The 23820-nt window shown below is 31.4% G+C and carries 21 protein-coding genes; 11 read left to right on the top strand and 10 right to left on the bottom strand.

What is annotated here, in order from left to right; all coding sequences use genetic code 11:
• Positions 1-113 precede the first annotated feature (113 nt).
• Complete coding sequence (locus tag PQ462_RS16690; protein WP_274250848.1) at positions 114-1301, top strand: MFS transporter; 1188 nt, start codon at positions 114-116, stop codon at positions 1299-1301.
• Between the two features lie 16 nt (positions 1302-1317).
• Here PQ462_RS16690 and PQ462_RS16685 read toward each other — a convergent pair whose 3' ends face one another.
• Together PQ462_RS16685 and PQ462_RS16680 are read right to left on the bottom strand one after the other, a co-directional pair.
• A complete protein-coding gene (locus PQ462_RS16685) occupies positions 1318-1749 on the bottom strand; it encodes a GNAT family N-acetyltransferase (protein WP_274250847.1) in 432 nt (143 codons plus the stop codon).
• A gap of 85 nt (positions 1750-1834) precedes the next feature.
• The gene (locus PQ462_RS16680) at positions 1835-2512 is read right to left on the bottom strand and encodes a ThuA domain-containing protein (protein ID WP_274250846.1); all 678 of its coding nucleotides are present in this window, start codon (positions 2510-2512) and stop codon (positions 1835-1837) included.
• 308 nt (positions 2513-2820) lie between these two features.
• Between PQ462_RS16680 and PQ462_RS16675 the strand changes: the two genes are divergently transcribed.
• The gene (locus PQ462_RS16675; RefSeq protein ID WP_274250844.1) at positions 2821-3642 is read left to right on the top strand and encodes a phospholipase A; all 822 of its coding nucleotides are present in this window, start codon (positions 2821-2823) and stop codon (positions 3640-3642) included.
• Between the two features lie 8 nt (positions 3643-3650).
• On the opposite strand, the gene PQ462_RS16670 is transcribed toward PQ462_RS16675, so the two are convergent.
• Both PQ462_RS16670 and PQ462_RS16665 read right to left on the bottom strand, forming a co-directional pair.
• Complete coding sequence (locus PQ462_RS16670) at positions 3651-4601, bottom strand: alpha/beta fold hydrolase (protein ID WP_274250843.1); 951 nt, start codon at positions 4599-4601, stop codon at positions 3651-3653.
• A gap of 109 nt (positions 4602-4710) precedes the next feature.
• A complete protein-coding gene (locus PQ462_RS16665) occupies positions 4711-5454 on the bottom strand; it encodes a hypothetical protein (RefSeq protein ID WP_274250842.1) in 744 nt (247 codons plus the stop codon).
• Between the two features lie 232 nt (positions 5455-5686).
• Here PQ462_RS16665 and PQ462_RS16660 point away from each other — a divergent pair, with 232 nt between their 5' ends.
• The 8 genes from PQ462_RS16660 to PQ462_RS16625 all read left to right on the top strand — a co-directional run bounded on the left by PQ462_RS16660 (position 5687) and on the right by PQ462_RS16625 (position 15813).
• A complete protein-coding gene (locus PQ462_RS16660) occupies positions 5687-6790 on the top strand; it encodes a fatty acid desaturase family protein (RefSeq protein ID WP_274250841.1) in 1104 nt (367 codons plus the stop codon).
• A gap of 324 nt (positions 6791-7114) precedes the next feature.
• A complete protein-coding gene (locus tag PQ462_RS16655; protein WP_274250840.1) occupies positions 7115-8218 on the top strand; it encodes a hypothetical protein in 1104 nt (367 codons plus the stop codon).
• Between the two features lie 21 nt (positions 8219-8239).
• A complete protein-coding gene (locus PQ462_RS16650) occupies positions 8240-8731 on the top strand; it encodes a DUF4280 domain-containing protein (RefSeq protein WP_274250839.1) in 492 nt (163 codons plus the stop codon).
• A 4-nt stretch (positions 8732-8735) separates the two neighbouring features.
• A complete protein-coding gene (locus PQ462_RS16645; protein WP_274250838.1) occupies positions 8736-11708 on the top strand; it encodes a hypothetical protein in 2973 nt (990 codons plus the stop codon).
• Positions 11709-12698 (top strand): hypothetical protein, encoded by a 990-nt coding sequence (locus tag PQ462_RS16640; RefSeq protein WP_274250837.1) that lies wholly within the window; start codon positions 11709-11711, stop codon positions 12696-12698.
• A 75-nt stretch (positions 12699-12773) separates the two neighbouring features.
• Positions 12774-13655 (top strand): hypothetical protein, encoded by an 882-nt coding sequence (locus tag PQ462_RS16635; RefSeq protein WP_274250836.1) that lies wholly within the window; start codon positions 12774-12776, stop codon positions 13653-13655.
• 224 nt (positions 13656-13879) lie between these two features.
• Positions 13880-14827 (top strand): hypothetical protein, encoded by a 948-nt coding sequence (locus PQ462_RS16630; RefSeq protein WP_274250835.1) that lies wholly within the window; start codon positions 13880-13882, stop codon positions 14825-14827.
• Positions 14828-14904: 77 nt separating this feature from the next.
• Positions 14905-15813: a hypothetical protein gene (locus tag PQ462_RS16625; RefSeq protein WP_274250834.1), complete on the top strand. Its 909-nt coding sequence runs from the start codon at positions 14905-14907 to the stop codon at positions 15811-15813.
• Between the two features lie 154 nt (positions 15814-15967).
• On the opposite strand, the gene PQ462_RS16620 is transcribed toward PQ462_RS16625, so the two are convergent.
• Both PQ462_RS16620 and PQ462_RS16615 read right to left on the bottom strand, forming a co-directional pair.
• Complete coding sequence (locus PQ462_RS16620) at positions 15968-17257, bottom strand: M20 metallopeptidase family protein (protein ID WP_274250833.1); 1290 nt, start codon at positions 17255-17257, stop codon at positions 15968-15970.
• Positions 17258-17285: 28 nt separating this feature from the next.
• Complete coding sequence (locus PQ462_RS16615) at positions 17286-19034, bottom strand: CocE/NonD family hydrolase (protein ID WP_274250832.1); 1749 nt, start codon at positions 19032-19034, stop codon at positions 17286-17288.
• An 80-nt stretch (positions 19035-19114) separates the two neighbouring features.
• Between PQ462_RS16615 and PQ462_RS16610 the strand changes: the two genes are divergently transcribed.
• Positions 19115-19768 carry a M15 family metallopeptidase gene (locus PQ462_RS16610; protein WP_274250831.1) on the top strand — a complete coding sequence of 218 codons (654 nt, stop codon included), beginning with the start codon at positions 19115-19117 and terminating at the stop codon, positions 19766-19768.
• A 1-nt stretch (position 19769) separates the two neighbouring features.
• Here the strand turns inward: PQ462_RS16610 and PQ462_RS16605 are convergent, their stop codons facing one another.
• The 4 genes from PQ462_RS16605 to PQ462_RS16590 form a co-directional block, all read right to left on the bottom strand.
• Entirely contained in the window at positions 19770-20336 is a 567-nt protein-coding gene (locus tag PQ462_RS16605) for a hypothetical protein (RefSeq protein WP_012026565.1), read from the bottom strand.
• Positions 20337-20338: 2 nt separating this feature from the next.
• Positions 20339-21520, bottom strand: coding sequence for a THUMP-like domain-containing protein (locus tag PQ462_RS16600; protein WP_274250830.1), 1182 nt, complete (start codon positions 21518-21520; stop codon positions 20339-20341).
• A gap of 2 nt (positions 21521-21522) precedes the next feature.
• Positions 21523-22614 carry an AI-2E family transporter gene (locus tag PQ462_RS16595; RefSeq protein WP_012026563.1) on the bottom strand — a complete coding sequence of 364 codons (1092 nt, stop codon included), beginning with the start codon at positions 22612-22614 and terminating at the stop codon, positions 21523-21525.
• Between the two features lie 125 nt (positions 22615-22739).
• Positions 22740-23696 carry a zinc metalloprotease gene (locus PQ462_RS16590; protein WP_274250829.1) on the bottom strand — a complete coding sequence of 319 codons (957 nt, stop codon included), beginning with the start codon at positions 23694-23696 and terminating at the stop codon, positions 22740-22742.
• Positions 23697-23820: the final 124 nt, after the last annotated feature.

The raw sequence follows: 23820 nt of genomic DNA, 5'->3' as shown, positions 1-23820 counted from the left end.
ATTATTAAAGTATAGTAGTAATAGATAAATTTGCAGAAGTTTTATCTAAATAGAAGCCTATATTTGCAGACTTAAATTTTTCTCTTTGTAGATACTACTTTAATAATTTAATAATGCATCCTAAAAATAAATCAATTTATACTCTTCAGTTCATTTTACTTTGCATGAGTTCTCTTTTGTTCTCGTCGAGTTTTAATATGATTATTCCGGAGCTTCCAAGTTATTTAACGAGTTTGGGCGGAGCAGAATACAAAGGGTTTATTATTTCGCTTTTTACACTTACGGCTGCTATATCAAGGCCTTTTAGCGGTAAGCTTACAGATAAATGGGGGCGTGTTCCTGTAATGGCTGTTGGGTCTGTTGTATGTTTGATTTGCGGTTTCTTGTATCCAATATTGAGTTCAGTTTCAGGATTTTTGTTTTTGCGTTTGGTTCATGGTTTTTCAACTGGATTTAAGCCGACAGCAACTTCTGCTTATGTTGCAGATATTATTCCGCAGGAACGCTGGGGCGAAGCTTTAGGAATGCATGGTTTGTGTTTTAGTATTGGCGGAGCTTTAGGCCCTGCGCTGGGCGGAATGGTTGTAAATGCGTATGGAATTGATGTAATGTTTTACAGTTCTTCGTTTCTTGCTTTTTTGTCTATTGTTATTGTAATGAATATGAAAGAAACTTTGGCCACAAAAGAAAAACTTCATAAATCGATGTTTTATATTGGAAGAAAGGATATTATTGATATTGGAGCACTTCCTGCCGGAGTTATTACTTTTTTTTCTTATACGGCTTATGGTTTAATACTTACTTTAATTCCGGATTGGAGCGAACATCTGGGAGCAGAAAATAAAGGAGTGTTTTTTACTGCCTTTACGATTGCTTCAGTTTTAGTACGATTTGGTGCTGGAAAAGTTTCTGACAGACACGGACGTACAAATGTTATACTCGCAGGATTACTTGTTACTTCTATTGCATTATTTGTAATTAGTACCGGAAATAGTATTACAGTACTTTTAACAGGGGCCGCTATTTACGGAATGGGTACAGGTATATTATCACCTGCAATTAATGCATGGACTATTGATTTGAGTAATCCGCAGCACCGTGGAAAAGCCATAGCCACAATGTATATTTCTATGGAGTTAGGAATTGGTTTGGGGGCTTTACTTGGAGGAAGTTACTACAGCGATCAAATATCCCGTATCCCTCAAATAATGAAAATAGATATTCTGGTCTTGTTCATGGGGGTTCTGTATCTTTTATACTGGAAAAGAAAATCTGCCAATAAAAAGATACAGAACAATTAAAAAACAGGATTTTCTGTTATTTTGCTAATTCTAAATGCAGAATAGGGTAAGGTTTTCCGCAGCCGTCAACATCAGAAGTAGATTTTAATTCAAAACCGAAATGGTTATAAAATGCCGCAGCTTGCGTATTGTCTTTGTTTACATCGACTTTTGTAACGCCTAAATTTTCGATTGCATGCAGCAGAAGTTTTTTTCCAATGCCTTTACCAATTTCATCTGCTGTTACAAAAAGCATTTCTAAACTTTCTTCGTGAGTGCCGATAAAACCAATAATTGTATGATTTTCGTTTTTTATGCAATGTAATGAAACACTTTTAAAAAAAGTTGGAATAAGTTCTTTGTAAAAGTTGAAATCTTCGAGTGTCAAAAAGTGGTGTGTTGCTTTAACCGAAGATTCCCAAACCGAAATTAGATCATTGTATTCTTTTTCGTTAACCTTTTGGATCATTTTTCTTTTTTGTTTGTTTAAATTCTCTGCGAATATAAGGTTTCATGAACAAATAGATATTCTGAAAATAGATAAAACGGCGGACTTATTTTTTATTTGATGCCCATAAAATTGCATTTTTAAAAAGAGCAGTGTAGGCTTTATTATTAAATAAATCAGGAGAATGTCCCATGAAAATATAAACATTTCGGGATGCAAAATGCTCATTTGTCCAAACAACAGGATGATCTCCCATTTTTATTTTTGAATCCGGCTGATAAGTCGACTCATCTACAGAAGCTAAAACGTGAACATTTTTGCGCGGACTTTTGTCATAAGTATACCATTCTTCTTTTTGTACCAGAAAATCAGCGGGAACTCCTTTCATTACAGGATGTACTTTATCTTCAACAATAACTTTTGCACTAGCAAAATCAGGAATATAGTTAACGAATCGAATACCGCCCATAAAATCAGAGAACCAATTCCAGATAGGATAACCATCAAATTCTCCTAATAAAGCTGCATGATGCAGACCTATCCAGCCTCCTCTGCCATCATTTATATATTTTTGAAAAGCTTTCATAGATTCTTCACTCCATGTGTAAGGCGGATAATCGAGTTGTATAAAAAGACGGTATTGGTTTAAAAGAGATTCATTAATTGTCTTCGTATTTTCAATATAATCTATTGTAAAATTGTTTCCTGCTGCCAGTTTGTTCAGCCAGGGTTTGGCTGCTTTAGAAAAAGCCAGATGATGTCCGCCGTTTTCATATAAAACCAAAACTTTAAATTTTGTTTTTTTCGATGCCTGACCAAAACAACTTTCGTGAAGAAAAAAACTTATTTAAATAATGTAATTGCCGTTATTGAATTTTTCATTTCGCTGCCAAAAAGATGAATGTTTAATTTCAAATTTACAATATGCTTTTCACTTTTCAATCATTAATATAGTGTCTTAATAAAGTAGTATTAAGTACAGAGTTTCAAATTTTCTTTGCAAAAATGAAATAAGCAGAAGTTTTTAAATTCATAAAAATACCGTATATTAGTATAAAAGCTTAAGAAAAGCCCTGAATTTAAATTATAAAAATGTACTTAAGATATATACTAGCATGCGTTGTTTTATTAACAATTAAAGCAAATTCACAAATTGTAGAAGATAAAAAAAATTTCCGTGCAGCAGATTCGCTGCTCAAAGAACATAGTTTTTCTGTCCATAAGGATAATTATTTTTTAACTGGAATTCCTCTAGATGAAGATATTACGCGTAACACAGCCGATGTCAAATATCAGGTTAGTTTTAAACTCCGATTAAACTCAAAACCTTTGTGGGGCGGTTTTTTCCCTTATTTAATGTATACTCAAAAAGCTTTTTGGGATATTTATGCAAATTCAAAACCCTTTTCAGAAATTAACTTTAATCCCGGAGTAGCAATTGTCCGTCCGTTTTATTTAAAAGGAGGAAGGCTGACGTATGGAACCATTTCATTAGAACACGAATCAAACGGAAGAGATTCTATTTACTCCAGAACCTGGAATATGCTTGCTTTTTCGTTAAAATCTCAGGTTTCGCCGCGTTGGACTGTTGGACTTAGAGGATGGATTCCGCTTGTTGACAAAGAAGACAATCCCGGACTTACAAAATATGTAGGCTACGGCGAAGCAAGCGCAACTTACCAGATACAGCCCGGAAGATGGAGTGCAGATGTTCTTTTTAGAAAAGGAAGCGGTCTTATCAATTACGGTTCTTTACAAACACAATTGAACTGGAGACCTTATAAAGATGAAAATTATTATCTCACCTTGCAATGGTTTGTAGGATATACAGAAAGTTTAATTGATTATCAGGAACACAAAAGCATGATACGTCTTGGATTTACTATAAAACCAGAAAATATGGGAATTTTTTAAACGGGTTATCAGCCAGCATTTAAAATTTGTTCAATAATTATTTTTTGAACTTCTTCTGGTTTTTCGGTTAAAACAGAATGTCCGGCATCTTCAAATAAAAATATTTTTTTCTTAGGTGCTTTCAGGCTTTCAAAATATTTCTCGGCAATAGTAAAATTGGTCTGAAGATCTTTTTTCCCAATAAAGAAATACACAGGGCATTTAACCGAAGGGAGTTGTTTAAAGAGATTCTGCTTTATAGCTTTATTCCATGTTGGCATCCATGTATCAGACCAGGCTTTAAGATATTGTTTTACTGCAGTTGTATCTTTATCAGGAAAAGGCTGTCCGTCATAATTAAACATCCACTTTCGTGAATAATAGATTTGGTTGGAGTTTTCAAAAGGAATTTTAACAGTATTTAATTCTTTTTGTGCGGTTGTATTTCCTTTTTCTTTTGCATCGGCTTTCAGTTTTTCCAGCAGTATCATCTCGCTTTTTGACTGATCAATTACCGGGCTGAATGCAATATATGCATTTAACAATTCAGGATATTTTTCGGCCATATAGAACCCTAAAACAGTTCCCCAGGATTCGCCCACAAGATAGATTTTCTTTTTATTGAATTTTTTTAAAAGAAGCTTTACCAATTCGTAAGTATCATTTTCCATTAATTCGAGAGTGATTGGAACCGACGATTTGTTTAAAGCCAGAGTTTTTCCGGCATCTCTTTGATCCCACTGCACAACTAAAAAATGGTCTTGAAGTTTATTGCTGAATTTTTCTCCCTGATTCATTCTGGAACTGCCCGGACCTCCATGTAAAAAAAGAATAAGAGGAGCGTTTTGGTTTCCTTTATAAGAAATAATCTGTTTTATTTTACCAACAGATAAAGTGTCGTAATTGGTTTGGATTTGTGCAGAAAGGCTGCTAAGGAATACTACAATAAGAATCAGAGTAAAATGTATTTTATTTTTCATCTTTTATGCAATTAATTATGAGATCAGATTAGATTTTTAAATATTTATTTATAAAATTAACTTGATGATTATAAGTGCTTAAAGATAAAATAAAATGTTTATTATAAGGTTAATTTAATGTAGATAATAAATCTTGTCTGGTTCCTTTTTTCAAATCGATAACATCAAATCTTTTGGTTGATGAAAATGAACCAATATCGCTGTCGCTGTTAATTAAAACAGCTCCAACCAGAACAATATATTTACAATTGTATTTTGTAGCCTCAATAAGCTGCTGAATTCTGCTGTCAATAGATTCGTAGATTATTTCTGTTGCTTCATAAAGCGGAATATCGGCTTTTACTATTCTATCTTTTTGATTGTAAAGTATTTGTTCAATCGTATTCATTTGATAATCTATTTCGGTAATGTGTCCCGGCTTAATAGCATTATCTAATAATTTATGCAAGGCTCCATGTGTGGCTCCGCAGCAGCTTGACGGTTTATGCTGTCCAAAACGATTAATTTCGCCAATAGTACCTTCTTTAGAAATTCCAATGTGCGGTCCATAATAAATAAAAACGGCTCCATCATCTGGTACGTGGCTGGCAAAGGCCTGCATGCCTGTTAGTCCGGTAAAAGGGAAACCGTCTAAACCTCCCATTTTAAAAGGCCCCAGAAATTCATTTGCTCTTACGGGATATTGAATACTGTTTACATCATCACTGCAAATACTGTCTGCAAACATAATTTCGGCCGGTTCCAGATCGAGTTTTTCTTCTATAAAATCGATAATTTTATTTATAAAATCAATCGTTGTGAGTGCATTAGGATAGTGTTTTCTAATGATTTCTAATTTCTCTCTTTTTTTCATTTTTAGAAAATTTGAAGTTTCTGAGATTGCAGATTAAGTATCTTTCCAGAGTTTAGGTCAAGTAAAGTTATGAAATTTAGATTGCTTACTACTGGTTTTTTGTTTTTAGTAAATCCTTTATGTCATTCTTAAAAATGCTTTCTTGGAAATGGTTTTTATGTAATGATTTGAAATCATGTGTTTTAACTTTTTTTTATTAAATTTGATAGTACAATTTCTAGCAATACCAATTATGGAAAAATTAAAACGCCCGGTTTATCTTAAAGCTGGTTCTGATGATTTTTTTAAAAAGATGCGCACAGAAGTGAACGAAACTGTTTTACAAAACTCATCATTATACCATTTTAACGTAATAAAGTCTTTAGGTCTTTTGGTTCTGTTTTTTTTATTTTATAGCTGTATTTTATTTTTTGGCAGCAATACATCCTTACTTTTTCTCTTTTATATTTTGTGTGGTTTTACCATGATTGTTCTTTTTATAAATGCCTTTCATGATGCTGCACACGGAGCTTTGTTTAAAAAAGCAAAACACAATGAATGGTTCTTGTATGTTCTGGAACTTTTTGGCAGTAATCACTGGCTTTGGATGCGCCGGCATATCAATCTCCATCATGCTTATCCTAATGTTCCTGATTGGGATATCGACATTAAACAAAGTGACATTATCAGGATTTTTCCAAACAGTCCATTATTCGAATACCATAAATATCAGCATATTTATATGTGGTTTGTTTATCCGCTTTACAGCTTAAACTGGATTTATATACGTGATTTTAAAGATTTTTTCGGCACTAAAAATAATTATGTAAAAAAAGTCGTTGAAGTAATTCCGAGAAAGCAGATTTTAATACTCTTTGCGGCAAAAATCATCAATCTGTTTTATATACTTTTTATTCCAATGATGGTTCTAAATCAGCCTTGGTATTTGGTTTTGGCAGGCTGGTTTGCCATGCACTTATTTGGAAGTGTTTTAGGAGTTGTTGCTCTTGTTTCTACTCATGTTGATGAAGATGCACATTTTCCTGTAACTGACGAAGACGGAAATCTTTCGGCTACCTGGGCAGTTCACCAAATGATTGTTACCAAAGATTTTAGCACCAACAGTAAACTGGCTAATTTTTTATACGGCGGTTTTACCCATCATGTAGCACACCACCTTTTTCCGGGAGTCGGCCACACTTATTATCCTTATATAACACCTATTATAATGCGTTATGCGAAAGAATACGATCTTCCGTATACTTCATATCCTTTTTACCATGCAGTACGTTCGCATTTTAGAATGCTGAAAAGTAAAGGCGTAAAAGAAAATATTTTAATGACGGGGGAGATTTAAGGTTCGAATCCCTCCGGGGTCAGGTTATGGAAATTATAAATCAAAGTACAATTTTGAAAACAATTCACAATTTGATCTTTGGATTAACCTATAAACTGTAAATAAATATTGCAGACTTTTTTTTTCTTCGAGATATGCTAAACCTAAGTATGTAAACTAATTTTTAATTATTAGTATATCAATCTATATGTAGATAAACAAACTCAAATAAACAAACCTTGTTTATTTGAGTTTTTTTTTGTTAAAATAGAAGTTTAAATTCTCTTTTTTTGAAAACTAAAACTTACATTTACTCCGGAAAAATAACAAAGCTTTTCTTAATATATGTTTAGTTTAGAAAAAATAAATTTTTATAATGGCCGTGAGTTAAAACACAGCAGTTTTCATGAAACAAGAAAATATGGATACAGATATCAGGATTTTGAAAATGAGAAACTTATAAAAGAAGTACATTATGAAGTCGAAATTAACTGTAAAACCAGTAACACTTATAATGATTTTATTTTTGAAATTAATCGAAAGCAAGTTTATATTAACAATAAAGTACCAAATCTATTAGTAGAGCAGATGCTTGAAAAGTGCGCCAAAGTAATTTTTCCAATAAAAATTATACCTGCCGAAGATGGTACAATATCTGAGATCGAAAATCATAAAGAAATTGTACAAAGATGGAACTCTTTAAAAGAACATCTAGGTTCTTATTACTACAGTGAAGCTGCTTATAAAATACTAAACAATGTTCAAAATATAATTTTAAACAAACAAAAACTTGAAAGGTCGCTAAACAAAGATTGGTTTTTTCATTTGTATTTTTCTCCTCTCTATATTGATTATCCTCTGCAGACACCTCAAACTTACAAATGGAAATCACCTGTTTTGGGAAATCAGTCTATTGATTATAAAGTAAATCATACTATTGACGAATATTACACTTCGACTGGCAAGATAATTATTAATGCCAAAGGGAAAAGTATAGATGAGCGATCTATTGAAGAGTTTTTACAGGGAATTGATTACCCAAAGGCAAAATTACAAGGTATTTCATGTAAAACTTTAGAATCGGAAATGGAAGTAAAATATAAACTCTATGCAGAGGACAGGTCAATATTTTCGATTAGTTCCACTTATCATACTAAAATAAGTGATACTAAAAATAAAATACAAAAAATATCATTATATCATTTGGCTGAAAATGAGGATTTTAGACCTGATTCAGATGTTGGAGCACGAAGAGCTAAGGAACAATTTCGAAACTTTCAAACTGTTGAAGACGAAGATGTTATAGATATCAGTAAAAGATTGAAAGGTTACAAACATATTCCAAGTTCACAAGAACCCAAAGAAAAAATAAGCCTGTTTCTAGAAGAAATCCCAACCGTTGAAAGAAAAAGCTCTTTAGCGAAATTCCTAAACATGTTTAAAAAATAAAATAATTTAATCCAGATTATTATGGCCGAAAAACATTTTGTTGTACAGGGTGCAACATGTGAGTGTAAATTTAGTGTTGAACCCAAAACCGACAAGTTAAAAGTTAAAACACATTCTAAGCATTATGCAAATGATAAAGATGGAGGAGAAAAACTTATTGGGACAGACAAAGAAATAGGGCAGACATTAGAAAAAAATACTTTCGGGAAATGTAAAATGCAGCCAAACGGAAGCGGAGATTATCTGCCTTGTCAGGCGGTAATTACAAAATGGAGCGGGTTTTATGAAAAAGTGACTTTATCTAATGAAGGCAAAATACTACTTGAAGACAGTAAAGCAGCCTGTCCTATTGGAGGACCTGATTGTATCACAATAAAAAATCATGGACAAGTTGCAGAAGTTTCTAAAAAAAATGTAGAAAACACAGATAGTGAAATAAACGCACAAATATTTCCAGGAATAGATCTGAGTACTCTGGAAAAGGAAAACACACAACTGCCAATTAAAGATTAGTATTATGCCAAAACTTAAGTTAAAAGTTAACCCTGGAGTTAATGATATTTATAATCCGGGTAACTCATTTATTAAAATTGAAAGTTCCAAAACAAATGGTAAGAATGAAATAGCGAATAATGATTCTACTGTTCACGTTGAAATAGAAAATTGGAATGAATTATCAGAAACAGAAAAAAAAGAAACGGTCTGGATCTGGAATTTAGTTGGGAATAAGTTATCATTTACATATGACGACTATAATAAATTTATCGGTAAAGGATATCCAGGAGGAAATTTTTACCTGCCAAAAGTTTATAGCGGCAATGGAGTTGCCTGGCTGGAACCTTATATATACGGAGTAGCACCTCCAACAGGGAGTCCTAAAAACGGTCTTTTTGTATCGTCTAAAGCAACCCCAAAAGTAGTAGGTTACGAATGGAGGGAATATTCAACAAACAGTAATGGTGCTATTATTAAAGGTGATATTAAATATGGTGAGACTATTCAGCTTCATATCTATACAGAAGGCTTATATGGAGATGAAATATTAATTGATCTGTATGATATTCAATTTGAGGACGAGGATCTGCCTCTATTTGAAAAGGATAACGGAGTTTATCAAAGTGTACCCAGACCTAAAGAGGAAATTAATAAAAAAAATGCTCCAATATCCCACAAAACATTAACAAGAGAAGTAAAAGTACACAACGATTTGCAAGACCGTGTTATTGACTGTGAATTATACATTCTAAATGTAACTGATGAGAATAACAATAAAACCACGAAAAAGTCAGTACAAAAGTGTATTGTTGATATTTATGTAGATCCCCTTTGGGCTTTTTTTGTTAATAAAGAGAAAAACAATTTTCAAGGAACTGATAATTCTATTGAGATGAAAGCCTATATATTCACGGAAATCAACAACCAATATTTAAAAATTGATAATTCTAACAACCAGCCTTTTGTAAAAATATTAGGTAAAACAAATCAGAAAACGGTTTTAGAACCTGAGGGAAATAAAGTTGCTGTAGTAGGCACCATAGAAACTAATATTGCCAATTTTTTGCCATGCCGATTCAGCAGAGCTGTAGGTAAGTATGCAAGAGGTGAAGATACAGTTGAAATTGAAATTTATAATGTTCAAAATAATTTAAACTTGACCCAGTTGGTTTTCCCATTAGTGGCGGGGATAAAAGAATCCAGAAAGGATTTTACAGTAGAATTAGAGGGTTTACAAACCAAAGAATGTCTTTATTCTGATGACCCTGCTAAAACACATACCGGTCATGTAATTGATATTTCTAAAATTGAAAAATTAATTGAAAACGGCAAAGGCGAAAGAAGTAAAAAATGGAGATTAGCAGAGTATAAAAGCAATAGTCCTGATAAAGATAATCCTAATGTAGAACCTGAAAATCATGGTTCTGATGATAGTACTTTTACTAACAATTTTAAATTTATCAATGGTATTTCCTCTTTAAAAGCACAAAAATCATTTAAGATTTTAGAAGATCATAAACCTTTTATTTTACAGCCTCCAACCGATGAGAAATTAGAATTACAGGTTGGATATGATTTTACTCATGGAAAAACTGTTCCCGCATTAAATGGATTGTTGGCAACGTTATGGCCTAATAATGAAAATCTAGCACAAAAATATCCAGTTAGTTTACATACATGCTGTCCAAATTTACCTTTAGACATTATGGTTTATCCTGATACCAAGTGGACATTGCAGCTTGCTTTTAATTATGATGGAGAAGAATTTGAAAAGCTGCGGGAAATTTATCATGATAAATGGAAACTGAAGGAAATGGAAGCAAAAGCTGATCTGAAAAAATTAAAAGGACGTTCTGAGAATCTTAGTGATTATCAGAAAAAGCAGCAAAAAATAAGAGAAGAAGAGCGATTGAAAGCCAAAAAAGCCCAAGCTCAGGCCAAAAGAAAACAATCTTATAGAAGCCAGGCTTCGCACATGCTGAGTAATTTTACAAAAGTGGGACTAATTGATTGTGAATTTTCACTTATGTGTGAATTTGACCGTCCTCATCAGGCTTTAGAGTTATCATCGGGTATGCCCGAAATAAGTGATTTCTTAAAAAAAATAGGCGATATCAAAGATTTGATTGAAAGTATTTGTAATGGTACAAACGACAATACTACTCAAAATTCACCAAAGGGAAATGGTACAACAGACCATAGAAAGAAAAGATTACAAGAAAAATTAGAAAAAGATAAAGCAACAAAAAAAAGTAATTGGAGTTATGAATTTATACCTCCAAGTGTGGGAGTATCGGTAAGCTGGTATGCAGATCCTCCAAAAGATTTATATACTCCAGTTATGGGAACCATGATTGAAGGAGCTATAGATCTCGATCCTTTTTTTGGTTTTGAAATTAAGTACTACGTTTATCAGTTGTTGTATAAAATAAATCATCCCGTTGTGCTAGCAGTAGTAGCAACACTAGATATTTTAGACGAAGCACTTGGAGATAATTTTGATATTAATCTTGATTTAATAATAACATCCGAAATTAGTGGTGCACTAAAAGGAACTATAAATACTGCCGATGGAAGTAAATATTCTGAAAGACTGATGAAAGATGATGATGATTCTCCTTGTAAATTAGAAGGAAAACTAGAAATAAATCTTAAAGGATATATTCAGGCAAATGCGACCTACAAAAACTTCGTTTTCGGAAATTATTCAATATATGGAGAATTAGAAGCTTCCATTGTTACTGGAGTATCGATAGAAAGCGTCACTAAAGCAGATAAGGACGGAATCTATTTAGAACCAACCATAAAATTTGACGGTCTTATTTTGAAAGGAAATGCGAATTTTGGAGCAGTGGAAGAGGATGGGGCGAAAGGAAGCAGTATTGAAGAATTAAAAGAACAAAGTGGTCTACATTATGAGGGCGAAGGAAAAATTGTTGTATTAGACCCTTACGAATGGAAAACAGGTTGGAAATTACCTTTAATATCTTTATAAATGAAAAAAATAATTTTAGCAATAGTTTTAAATATTAATCTAATAAGTTGTAATTCACAAGAAAAAATAGATAACGCAATGGATACAGAAGAAAGAATATCTGCAATAACAGATAAAATAAAATATTTTGATTATCAGCCAATATATCGAATAAAAATAGAAACAACACTTAATTACGAAATAACAATTAATGATTTACCCATTGCTAAAAAAAACAATAATGATGTTGGAACTCTTTGGTTTCCTATTAATTATGCATTGCTTAAAAGCGGGACGCAAGAGTTGCAAATAAAAATATATCCTTCTTATAAAGATAAATATATTCCTAACCTTTTTTTTACCCCTAATTCAAAATTCAATTTAGAAATTGAAAAAACAGCATGGGATAAAAATGGTAATTTAGAAGAACCAAAAATAGTCATGGACTATGAGCTTCCTAAATATAAAGTAGACAATAATGGGAATTCTGATTATAAGCAACCTATTGATTACAGCAGGCAAAATATATTAATTAAAGATTTTAGCTTCATAGCCGATGTACCCTATAAGCTTGAAGGATGGTCAGACAGTGAAGATCTCAGCAAATTAGATCAAGAAACTTTACACGAAAAAGTATTAAGATTCTGTGAAGATCTAGTTGATAGATACAAAGAGGAAGATTTTGATTATGTAAAAACAAAATATTTAAAAGCAGATATTGAATGGTATCAATCTGAATACCTAAAAAAAGATGTTATAAAAAAATATCAAAACGCAATGAATGCTAATAAAGGTAAGTTTATAAATCACTTTATCCCTTTAAGTGAATACAAAATGCTTTTCTATGGTGATAATAAAATAATTACTATAGAAAGAAGCGACATTAAAAATAAAGGAAAATCATTTTTTTTACATGAAAAAATAGACAAAGAAGGGAATAAAAAGCTAGTATCACTTGATTTATATCTTCATATTCCAAAAGGTTCTACAGAACTAGAAATTATACGCTAAATCAAAATGATAAATAAGTTCCTTTTTTTCTTTTTATTTTTTCTTGTGAATTGTAATTCACAAGAAAAAAAAAGTATGACTGAAAATCCTTTGCTAAATAATTTAAAAAAATATGATTTTGAACCAATATATAATATTAGAGTAAAAAGTAATTTGTCATACACAATAGCAATAAATGGTATTCCAATTCTTAATAAATATGAAGCAGACTTATTCTTTTCTGGAAACAATATTAATAATTGTATTCCAAAAAGTGGTATTCAAAAAATAGATATTAAATTATTTCCTCCAATGAAAGAGGATGGGACATTCGAAGATTATATTGGAAATAATTCATTTGAATTAAATATTGAACAAACTGCATGGAATCATAATGGAAATTTAGATAAACCTAAAAATATTTCTAACTATCAATTACCAAAAATAGATTTATCTAATTCTAAAAGTTATTCTTATAATTATGAATTTCAAGCAGATGTACCCTACAAGTTAATCGATTGGAATGAAGGAGAAAAATTTGATCTTAAAGACAGTATTAATCTAAAAAATAAAGTAATTTATTTTTACGAAAAACTAAAATTTTATTTTGAAAATAAAGAAGGAGAAAATTACACCAACAATCTTCAAAAAGGGCTATTTAATATATACCAAGCAAGTTACTATACTAAAAAAGATGCTTTAGATAACTATATTAAGAAAATTGAATTTATAAATAAGGAAGAAATAACTTTATCTTCATTTGATAATTATAAAGTTCAAATCTTAGGCAATAATAATTTAATTAGTTTGAAAAGAATAGATGGTTACAATATTGGTGAAGGAATTTTAAGGAGAAATTATATAAAAAACAATGTAGAAAAAGTCCAAATTGATGATATAATCTTATATAAACCTAAAGGAAGTAAGGACTTTGAAGTAATTTGGTATATGAACTATATGAAAGGTGCATCGATGTAAATTTAATTTTTTTGAGAATTTAAAATATTTATTTCATAACCCAAAGGAATGCAATAATAACATAGGCTCTCAGTCTATTTAGTTTATAAATCGCACAAATCAAAATGTTTGCTTCCTACAATTTCATCTTAAAAATAAAAACAAAAGAAGTGAAAAAAGTAATTTTAACTTTCGTATTAATCTTTTGCTTGCTGAATTGCAATTCACAAGAAAAAAAGAATACTATGAAAGAAAATCCTTTATTGGTAAATATAAAGAAGTATGATTATGAACCTATTTATCAGCTACAAGTAGAAACTTTATATAACTATGATATTTGGGTTAATGATATTTTAGTTCTAACAAAACATAACAATGTTATGAATACTTTTGGAACTTTTGATAATTCATTTCTACCTAAAAGTGGATCATATAAACTAAAAGTTAAAATCTATCCTAACATTCCTCAAGGAGAAGGACAGATTGCTCAAAATGAATATCTAAAAAATGGCATTAAATTTACATTAAAAGTAGAGCAAACAGCTTGGATAAAAGGAGGAGGCGGTCTTGAAGATGCAAAAGAGATCTTAACATACGAATTACCACAATATCTACTTGACGAAAATAATAAGGAAGATCATAATAAACCTATTGATTATAGTAAATTAAAAGAGTTTACTACAGAGTTTGACTTTACAGCTAAGGTGCCTTATAGTTTATATGATTGGGAAGACAGCGAAAATTTAACAAAAATAGATACTTTGGAACTAAAAAAGGAAGTGTTAGCTTTTTATAATGATTTTAGAAAAAGTATTGAGGATGGAAACAGCGATTTTTATCTTAATAACATCAAAAAAGCTGAATTTAATTATTATCAAAGCAATTACTTTACAATTGAAAGTGCCAAATCAAAAAGTAATAAGTGGATCGATTTTGTTGCTAAAGGAAAAGTTTTTGAACCTATAGAGACAGGAAAATTGCAATTTTATGGTAATGGAAAAATTGTGAGTATTCGAGGAATTAAATCATGGGATAAGAATGAAGGAGTTTTAAGATATCCTTATAAAAAAGGACCTTTTAACTATGTATTAGTTTTTGACATCTTTTTACACAAACCAAAAGGTTCAGATAATTTCGAATTTATTCGATATACTATGCTTGATAAAAACTTCTTAAAAGGAGAAGCCAAATGATAAATCTAAAATTGGCTTCTCTATTTTTTCTTTTATTTCTTGTGAGCTTTAACTCGCAAGAAATAAAAGAAAATAAAATGAATACAGAAGAAAGATTATGTTATATATCAAGCAAAATAAAAAAGTACGATTATCAACCCTTGTATCAAATAAAAGTGAAAACACAAAATTGCTATCAGATATTGGTAAATGATTTTCCTGTATATACTTATTTTGATAAAATCGGAGGGGAAATCAGTTTTAATATTAATTCAGCAATTTTAAAAAGCGGGGTTCAAACTTTAAAAATTAAGATATATCCAAGTTACAATTCTCAAAATATTCAAAATGAATATCTAACCAATAAAGATTTCTTTTCTTTAGAAATAGAGCAAACATCTTGGAATAAAAATGGCAATTTAGAAAAACCCGAAACAATTTTGGAATATGAACTCCCAAAATACAAAACAAATAATAATGACGAACCTGATTACCAACAACCTATTGACTATAGTGAACAAAATCAATTAATTAAAGAATTTACATTTACAGCAAAAGTACCTTATGAATTAAAAGGATGGTCAGAAAGTGAAGACCTAAGTAAAATAGATAAAGAAGTTTTATTGAAAAATGTATTACAATATTACCATAAAACTATTGATGCTTTTAAAGATAAGGATTTTGATTATTTTAATACTCTTTATCTTAAGGCTGATACAGAATGGTATCAAGCACAATATTTTTCTGAAAGTGTTAGAGCTAATTATCAAAAAGCGCTATATCAAAATAGCTTTAATAGTTTAGAGATGCTTCCTTTAAAAAATTATAAATTATCTTATTATTGTAACAATACTGTAATAGCTTTAGAAAGTTTATCAGGACATAATAAGGGAAATTCAATGTTTTCTTATCAGTTTGTAAATAATTCTGGAGCCAAGGTTATTGAATGGAATAATTTATTTTTGCATATTCCAAAAGGCTCAAAAGAACTAGAAATCATACGTTAAATTATAACAGACAAAATAAAATATTTTGATTATCAGTCTATAAATAGAAACAACACTTAATTACGAAATAACAATTAATGATCTGCTAAGATCAAAATATAAAAAAAGCGATTTCATTTGAAATCGCTTTTTTTATATTTTAATATTCTAAGTTTTATTTACCTCTTTGAAACAGTAATGAAGAAAATGTTCTAACTCCAGCTCTAATGCATTCTTCATCGACTTCAAAATTGGGAGTGTGATTCATGGCTATGATTCCTTTTTCGAAATTAGAACCTCCAAGAAGGAAATACACTCCTGGGACTTTTTGCTGAAAATAAGCGAAATCATCATTGAAATAAGGAATTTGCCCGTAGTCGGCAGTAATAAATCCTTTTCCGTAAATATTTTCAAGTGTGTTTACAGAATTGCTTGTTAAATCTGGATGGTTTAAAACGGTTGGATTTTCTTTTATAAACGAAACAGAAAGCAGCTGCGAACCGAGATTATTGTCTTTAATTACCTGTTCAACAGCAGGAATAATATTTTTTACCCTGGAAGCATCGGTTTCATAGATTTCTGCATTTATACGGAATGTGTCGTTTTTAGAATAACTTCTAAAATTTTCATCGGCAATTAAGTAATTTTTAAATATGGTGTTTGGATTTGTTAATCCAATTTTAGGATCTAAAATAGATTGAATTTCCCACGGTTTACTGCCATTAATAGTTCTGACCAATGATTTACGGATTTTGGCAGACAGATCTTTTACTTCCTCGTTTGATAATGCATTTTTAAACTGTATTCCTATTTCTTTTTGATAGGCATACATTTCATTTGGTTTAACCATTATCTGCCCTGCAGGCAAAGCTGTTACATGAAGGGCATAAATTTCATCGAGTTTAAATTGTGTGAATTTTTTATTTTCAACAATCGCTTTTCCTCCTTTAAAGGTTTCTTCTTCGGGCTGAAAAATAAAATAAACTGTGCCTTGAAGTGATTTTTTGTGTTTTGCTAAAACTTCTGCAATTCCTAATGCAACCGCCAAGTGTACGTCATGTCCGCAGCCGTGCTGAACACCTTTTACTTTAGATTTAAAATCAGATTTGTCAGGAAAATCATTTGGCAGAGCATCCATGTCAGTTCTCCATGCTATGTTTTTTCCCTTTTTATCACCTTTTAAAATACCTACAACTCCATAGCCGTAAATATCAGTTTCGACTTGAAGACCTAAATCCAGTAAATGTTGTTTGACAACTTCCTGAGTTCTTTTTTCTTTGCCGGCCAGTTCCGGGTTTTCATGAAAATCTCTTCTAATCTGAACAAGTTTGTCAAAGATTTTATCTGTTTCAAGCTGAATAGATTCACGAATATCAATTGTATTATTTTTTTTCTGTCCGTAAATAATATGCTGCATACAGAATGCATTCACAATAAAAAGGGTCAATAGAATTTGTTTTCTCATTTTATATTTTAATTAGAACCGAATCGTTTTATTTCAAAACCGGAATTTTTACAAAGCTGTCATTGTACCATTTAATTTTTAAAGGCTCTTTGGCATCGAGAATTGTTTCATCGCTGACCTCTTTTCCTGTTCCGTAATTCAATTGCGAAAAAGGATTTTTATTGACATTTAATGCTATCAATAATCGGCTTCCTTTGCTCAGCTGCCGGCTTACAAAATGAGTATTAGAAAAAGCAATTGTTTCAATTTTATTAGGTTCTAAAAGCTGTCTTTTTTCAATGTCTTTAGCATAACTGGCACGTCCAATGTAGTAGGAGAGGTGAAAATATTCTCCGTTTGGAGTTACTTCATACAGGGTTACGCCCAAATCCAAATCTTTTTTATTGATGCTAAGTTTGATTTCTCCCAAAAAAGAACCGTTTACAATTAAAGGTTCAGTTAAAGGTTCGCTTATAAAAAAATAACCGTCATTTTTGTTGACTTCTTTTTGAATAATCGGACTTGGATAATAATTGTTATTGCTGATTTCTCTGTTAGCAAAATCAACTTCTTGTGTTAAGAATTCTTTCTTTTTTGGTTTTTTGATATCTGCGAGACGAAAATCTTGTGAAACGGCAGAAGTCAGATAAAAAGTCAGATACTCGTTATGCATCTTTTCAAATGAAGGAGCGCTTTTCCATTCATTTGCTCCCATGACTTCATAATTAATTTTATCTTTTAAAATTTCTGGTTTAGCGCCGTTTTTCAAAATATAATCAAACCATTCGTAAGTGATTTTTTTGATATCAAACAAAGAAACAGGATCGACTTTGTAATCGTTTAAAACAGCTTCACCGCCAATTTGAGTTCCAAAATGCCCGTAAGGTCCAATTACCAGATAAAAAGGGGTTTTCGGGCTGTATTTTTGAAGTTCTTTTAAATAATACAAACTTGAATTTTGAGAATCGTTATAATAACCGTCAAATGCTAAAACAGGAATATTAATCTGTGAAAAATCAGTTTTATAAGGCGCCATTTTCTGCCAGTAAGAGTCAAATGAAGGATGGCTTATCCATTTTTGAAACCATCTGTTGGGCTCGCCGTCTATACTGTCTATTTTTTTGTACGCAGCTCCAGATTCCCACCATCTAAATTTTAAAGCTCTAAAACGAGGTCTGTTATTATTCGTTACTGTATCCAGATATTTATTGTTTCCTACATAAAACGCCCATTCGTAATTTGGATTTATAAAAACATTGTTTTCCATTGGCAGTCCCATTCCGGGTCTGTTTGCAACATAAGGTACAATCGTTTTAAGTGCCGGATGCATTTTTTTGCAGGCAGCCCATTGCGTAAATCCGTTATAACTGCCGCCATACATCGCCGTTTTTCCATTGCACCATTTTTGTTTGCTGATCCAGTCTATGGCGTCATAAACATCATTAGCTTCATTTTCATACGGATTAATCTCGTCTGGACTGAAACGTTTTCCTCTGGAATAAACTATAATCCCGATATAGCCTTTATCTACAGATTCTTTGATCGATTTTAGGTCTCTGCCTTTATCCCGAACATAAATAGTATATTGAAGAATTACAGGCCGTGGTTCATTATCGTTCTTTTTGCGGGCAATCATGGCAGATAATATCGCTCCGTCACGCGTTTTTATGGATATGCTGTCCTGAATATCATAAGCGTTTTCCTGATCTGCCAGTTTTACTGCTTTGGTCTGCTGTGCAGATACAGAAATTACCATGAAAAATAAACTCAGAAATAATAATGTTACTTTATGAATCATAATTACTAAGTTTTTGGGTTAAACGAATTTAATTATTATTTCTATATTTACTTTTTATGATAGACGTAAATTATAACTATATGTTACATTTTTTTAAAATATTATCTTTTTCTTTTTTGATTTTTGGGGCAGTTTCTGCCCATGCACAGCATGAAGCTTATGCAGAACCTGTACAACAGCAGATTGCCGATACCACGTTTGTAAATCTAAAAGATTACAGTAAAGATTTTGTATATGATATGAAATATGCTACAGAAGATAATTTCTTAAAAGCCAAAGTATATGACTGTGCTGAATGTTTACTGCGTTTAAAAACAGTAAAAGCATTGGTTGCCGCGAACAAAGATTTTATTAAAAAAGGATATAAAATAAAGCTTTACGACTGTTATCGTCCTTTGTCGATTCAGAAAAAAATGTGGGAAATTGTATCAAATCCAAAATATGTGGCCGATCCAAAAAAAGGCTCCATCCACAATAGAGGAGGAGCCGTAGATATTTCACTGGTTGATATGAACGGGAAAGAATTGGATATGGGAACTGCTTTTGATTTTTTTGGACCAGAAGCCGCTCATAATTATACCAATTTTTCTAAAAAAGTTTTATCAAACCGAAAATTCTTAAAAAAGATAATGGTAGAAAATGGTTTCAATTCATTTGATTCAGAATGGTGGCATTATAATTTAAAAGCAGGTTTAAAGGATAATGTTTCGAATCAAAAATGGAATTGCAATTAAATTATTCTACGCATCTGATATTTTCTATAAAATAAGTATTGGGGTGCGTTACTTTCCCGGTTAATTCAGATGTAAGATCGGCTTTTACAATATAATCTTCTATGTTCGTAAGGTATTTAATTCGCATGATTGATATTGGAGATTTTTTAAGCTCTTCATAATTTTCTTTCACAAACATAAAAATGCCAGTGTTAACTCTGTTGTCAAAGCCTTTATCATCACGTACAAGAGTACCGCAGTTTTCCTGGTTGATATGCATTAAAGTAACAATTTTGCCATTCTCTAACTGTAAAAAGATTTTAGAGTTTTTATCGAAACAATTTGCCTTTATGAAATCTTTGCTTTTTTGAATGTTTTGTAAATTTAAAGTTGGCAGGCCATCAGTTTGTGCGAGAGAAAAGAAAATATAATTGAAGCTTCCTCCAAAATACTTTTCACTCATTAAGTATTCGTTTGTTACTTTATAAGATCCAATAGAGTCATTTACGTTTACACTGTATTCACATGGTTTTTGAGCAAATGCGGCGAAGGTTAATAAAAAAAGTGTTAGTGTAATTAGTTGTTTCATTTCTAGTTTATTTTTCTGCAAATTAAAACTATTTTGTTATCATTTTTATCAGTTGTAAAAAAACAATAAAAATTTCCTCCATTTTTTATTTTCCACTTCTTTCTGATGTTTTCTACTGTTTCCGGAAAATTACGCGTTGTAACATTTGCCTGTTTATTTAAAAGCTCATTTTTCATGTCATTTTTATTGTACGAAATGACTTTTTCGATTTCAAAACTTCTTCCGGGAAAATCAATTAAATCTTCTGAAGTATATAAATGCGAATGTTTATGAAGTTTGTTTATTTTGAAAAAAGTACTGACTTCATCAAAACCGCCCGATTTCATAATAGCCGAGTTAGGTTCGTAAAGGTATTTTTGAGGAAGATTGTACGATGGGAATTGATCTTCGGCACCTAAAATAAATTCAAAAGTTTCTATTTTGTCTTTTAAAATATTGGCTGTTTTTAAAGTGATTCCGCCCGAATAATTTTTGTGAATTTCAAAAAGCAGTTCCTTTACTTCATTTTCTAATGCAATAATATGAATGTTTTTTACTGATTTCAATTCAGATAAACCTGCAGAAATATCGAGTAAAGGAGCAGTTTTAATTAAAATAGTATCGCTTTTTTCAAAATAAAAATCTAAAGATTCCGGTACATTTGGCAGACAGTCTTTGAGCATAAAAACCTTGCCTTTTGCATCATTTCTTCGCGAAGGATCAATGTAAATCCAGTCCCATTTTTGGTTGAGGTTATTTAAAACATTTGCCGAATCATCTGCATAAAAATGGGAGTTCTTAACGTGTAACTGCTCAAAATTATGACTGACAATGGCAGATAAATTTTCGTTTATTTCGCAATGTGCAATAGATTTAAATCGTTGAGAAAAATAATAATCATCAACTCCAAAACCACCGGTTAGGTCAATTAAAGTTTCACCTTCAATTAAAGAAGCTTTGTAAGCAGCTGTTTTTTCTGATGAGGTCTGTTCAACAGAAATTTTGCTGGGATAGATAATATCTTTGGCAGAAAACCAGGTTGGTAACTTGTCCTTTGCTTTAGTTCTTGCTTCAATCTGGTTTAAAATCGAAATCCAGTCCACTTCTGGAAACGGATTTTTCTGCAGTGCCAATTTTGTTAAATCTGCACCAGTATTCTGAATTATAAATTCCTGAATCTCTGGATGCAAAATAGGATTATTCAAAGCTAAATTCTTTCGGTTAATACGGATACAATCTTGTTGTTAGGAAAAAATTCTTTTAAAATTACCTTAATCATTGTAAAAGCCGGAACTGCAATGATCATCCCGACAATTCCAAATGTAATACCGCTGATTAAGATAATTAGGAATATTTCTAACGGGTGCGAATTTACGCTTTTTGATGAAATTATCGGCTGGCTTATATTATTGTCAATTGCCTGAACTACTAAAAAGCCTATAACAACGTAAATGGTCTTGGGTAGAATTTCTGATTGAAAATCCTGTCCAATCATACTAATCATGGTTAAAATCGCAGCCAAAGTAGTTCCAATAATAGGACCTAAATAAGGTATAATATTTAGTATGGCACATAAAAAAGCAATTACAAATGCGTTTTTGTTTCCAAAGATTAATAACACAATCAGATACAGAATAAATACAACGATTAACTGCAATAATAAACCAATAAAATAGCGGGTTAGCAAGTGGTTAATTTTTGTTATAGAATTTAAAATTTTATCTTCATTAGAATCTGGAAGTATTCTTCTGGCCTGATCTTTAAAAATAGTCTGGTCTTTTATAAAAAAGAAAGTAATAAAAAATACCGATACCAATCCCATTCCCATATCGGCCATAAAATTGATAATCGAATTGATAAATCTGGTGAAATAACTAAAATCTAATACCGAAGTTAGTTTAGAATCTTTAATAACTTTATTTAAATCAATATGCTGAATATTAAAATATTCTTCTAGATGTTTTTCTGTCTCCATAAATTTAGTCTGAAGATGTGCCGTATCTAATAGAGCCAGATTATTTGCCTGAGAAATGATTAATGGCACAAACAGGAGAATAAAGCCTACAATAAGAAATATGAAAAAGATAATTGTAGTTGCAGCGGCCATTGAATTGCTGAATTTTAGTTTATTTTTTAAAAATAGAACCAGCGGATTTGCAATTAAACACAATATCAGGGAAACACATAAATAAACAATTACGGTTTGAATTTCATATAAGAAGTATAAAACGATACCTATTACTAAGATTGTTGCCAATGCTCGTAAGATTCCGTTAGAAATAGTTTTTGACGTTATCATATTTAAAATTTAGAATATAAATATAGGAAAAAGCTTTTATAATTCTAGTGTTTCGGGTGTTCTAAAAATAATTAATAAAAAAAAAGCGGGATGAAATCATCCCGCTTTTAATTAGATTTTTTTTATTAAGGCTGTGCAAAAGAATTTCTTGCACCTCCACTTGTAAAAATAGCCGCAATTCTATTTTTTTGTCCGTTAGAGAACATGTACATTCCAGCATCATCCGTATAATCCATGTAGTTCATTGTCATTTCTACAGGAGTTCCAGAACATGTACTGTAGTGTGGATATGCAGGTACACCATAGTTTGCTGCATTATGAGTTGGAGTATCAGCAACTAAATCGCTTCCGCAAGTTGCATCTCCCCAAATGTGACGTAAATTCAGCCAGTGTCCCACTTCGTGAGTACCAGTTCTTCCTAAGTTATATGGAGCATTTGCAGCACCTGATAATCCGAAATATTTTGGATCAATTACAACTCCATCTGTAGAAGAAGCTCCACCAGGAAATTGTGCATAACCTAAAATTCCGCCTCCAATTGTGCAAGACCATAAGTTAAGTTTTGTTGTTGGAGAAGTTGGAGCTAAACCGCCCTGAGCCGTTTTTTTCATGGCATCATTTGTTCCCCAAGAGGTTTTTGTTGTTGATTTTCTGATAATTTGATCTAATACAAATGTAATTCCAACGTTTGCTTTTACACCAGCAAATAATGCAGGAACACTATTGTAGTCTGAGTTTAATGCATTAAAATCTTTGTTTAACACATCAATTTGAGATTGAATCTGTGCAGCTGAAATATTTTCTGCTGTTGTTCTGTATAGAACATTTACTACAACAGGAATTTCAATTTTTCCATTTACAAGTTTACCTGTAAGTAAAGCTTTGTTTGTGTAAGCTTCAATTTCGTTCATTCTGATTGCTAATGTTGGATCAGCTTTTAATTGAGCTTCTAAAACATCCTGACTTGCGCAAGTACGAAGAGTTGGTTGTGCAGCTGCTTCAGAATTTGTTCCTTCAGCCTGATCATTTTGACATGAAAACAGCACTAATGCTGTAATTGCGGTAATAATAACTTTTTTCATAAATTCTAGGGGTTTTTGTTATAAAATAATAGTTTTGGTTAACCAGATCGCAATTTTATAACAAATACTATTTGTAGCCAAATTTTTATACAGATTTATTTGTGAGAATTTTACAATCCCTTGT

Origin of the sequence: Flavobacterium sp. KACC 22758 (genome assembly GCF_028736135.1) — a bacterium.
In the GTDB taxonomy this organism is placed as follows: Bacteria; Bacteroidota; Bacteroidia; order Flavobacteriales; family Flavobacteriaceae; genus Flavobacterium; species Flavobacterium johnsoniae.
This window is presented reverse-complemented; position numbering and strand designations above follow the sequence as displayed.

Excerpts from the sequence above, each read along its gene's own strand:
- PQ462_RS16690 (WP_274250848.1), top strand. The coding sequence starts at position 114 with ATGCATCCTAAAAATAAATCAATTTATACTCTTCAGTTCATTTTACTT.
- PQ462_RS16685 (WP_274250847.1), bottom strand. The coding sequence starts at position 1,749 with ATGATCCAAAAGGTTAACGAAAAAGAATACAATGATCTAATTTCGGTT.
- PQ462_RS16675 (WP_274250844.1), top strand. The coding sequence starts at position 2,821 with ATGTACTTAAGATATATACTAGCATGCGTTGTTTTATTAACAATTAAA.
- PQ462_RS16670 (WP_274250843.1), bottom strand. The coding sequence starts at position 4,601 with ATGAAAAATAAAATACATTTTACTCTGATTCTTATTGTAGTATTCCTT.
- PQ462_RS16665 (WP_274250842.1), bottom strand. The coding sequence starts at position 5,454 with ATGAAAAAAAGAGAGAAATTAGAAATCATTAGAAAACACTATCCTAAT.
- PQ462_RS16660 (WP_274250841.1), top strand. The coding sequence starts at position 5,687 with ATGGAAAAATTAAAACGCCCGGTTTATCTTAAAGCTGGTTCTGATGAT.
- PQ462_RS16655 (WP_274250840.1), top strand. The coding sequence starts at position 7,115 with ATGTTTAGTTTAGAAAAAATAAATTTTTATAATGGCCGTGAGTTAAAA.
- PQ462_RS16650 (WP_274250839.1), top strand. The coding sequence starts at position 8,240 with ATGGCCGAAAAACATTTTGTTGTACAGGGTGCAACATGTGAGTGTAAA.
- PQ462_RS16645 (WP_274250838.1), top strand. The coding sequence starts at position 8,736 with ATGCCAAAACTTAAGTTAAAAGTTAACCCTGGAGTTAATGATATTTAT.
- PQ462_RS16640 (WP_274250837.1), top strand. The coding sequence starts at position 11,709 with ATGAAAAAAATAATTTTAGCAATAGTTTTAAATATTAATCTAATAAGT.
- PQ462_RS16635 (WP_274250836.1), top strand. The coding sequence starts at position 12,774 with ATGACTGAAAATCCTTTGCTAAATAATTTAAAAAAATATGATTTTGAA.
- PQ462_RS16630 (WP_274250835.1), top strand. The coding sequence starts at position 13,880 with ATGAAAGAAAATCCTTTATTGGTAAATATAAAGAAGTATGATTATGAA.
- PQ462_RS16625 (WP_274250834.1), top strand. The coding sequence starts at position 14,905 with ATGAATACAGAAGAAAGATTATGTTATATATCAAGCAAAATAAAAAAG.
- PQ462_RS16620 (WP_274250833.1), bottom strand. The coding sequence starts at position 17,257 with ATGAGAAAACAAATTCTATTGACCCTTTTTATTGTGAATGCATTCTGT.
- PQ462_RS16615 (WP_274250832.1), bottom strand. The coding sequence starts at position 19,034 with ATGATTCATAAAGTAACATTATTATTTCTGAGTTTATTTTTCATGGTA.
- PQ462_RS16610 (WP_274250831.1), top strand. The coding sequence starts at position 19,115 with ATGTTACATTTTTTTAAAATATTATCTTTTTCTTTTTTGATTTTTGGG.
- PQ462_RS16605 (WP_012026565.1), bottom strand. The coding sequence starts at position 20,336 with ATGAAACAACTAATTACACTAACACTTTTTTTATTAACCTTCGCCGCA.
- PQ462_RS16595 (WP_012026563.1), bottom strand. The coding sequence starts at position 22,614 with ATGATAACGTCAAAAACTATTTCTAACGGAATCTTACGAGCATTGGCA.
- PQ462_RS16590 (WP_274250829.1), bottom strand. The coding sequence starts at position 23,696 with ATGAAAAAAGTTATTATTACCGCAATTACAGCATTAGTGCTGTTTTCA.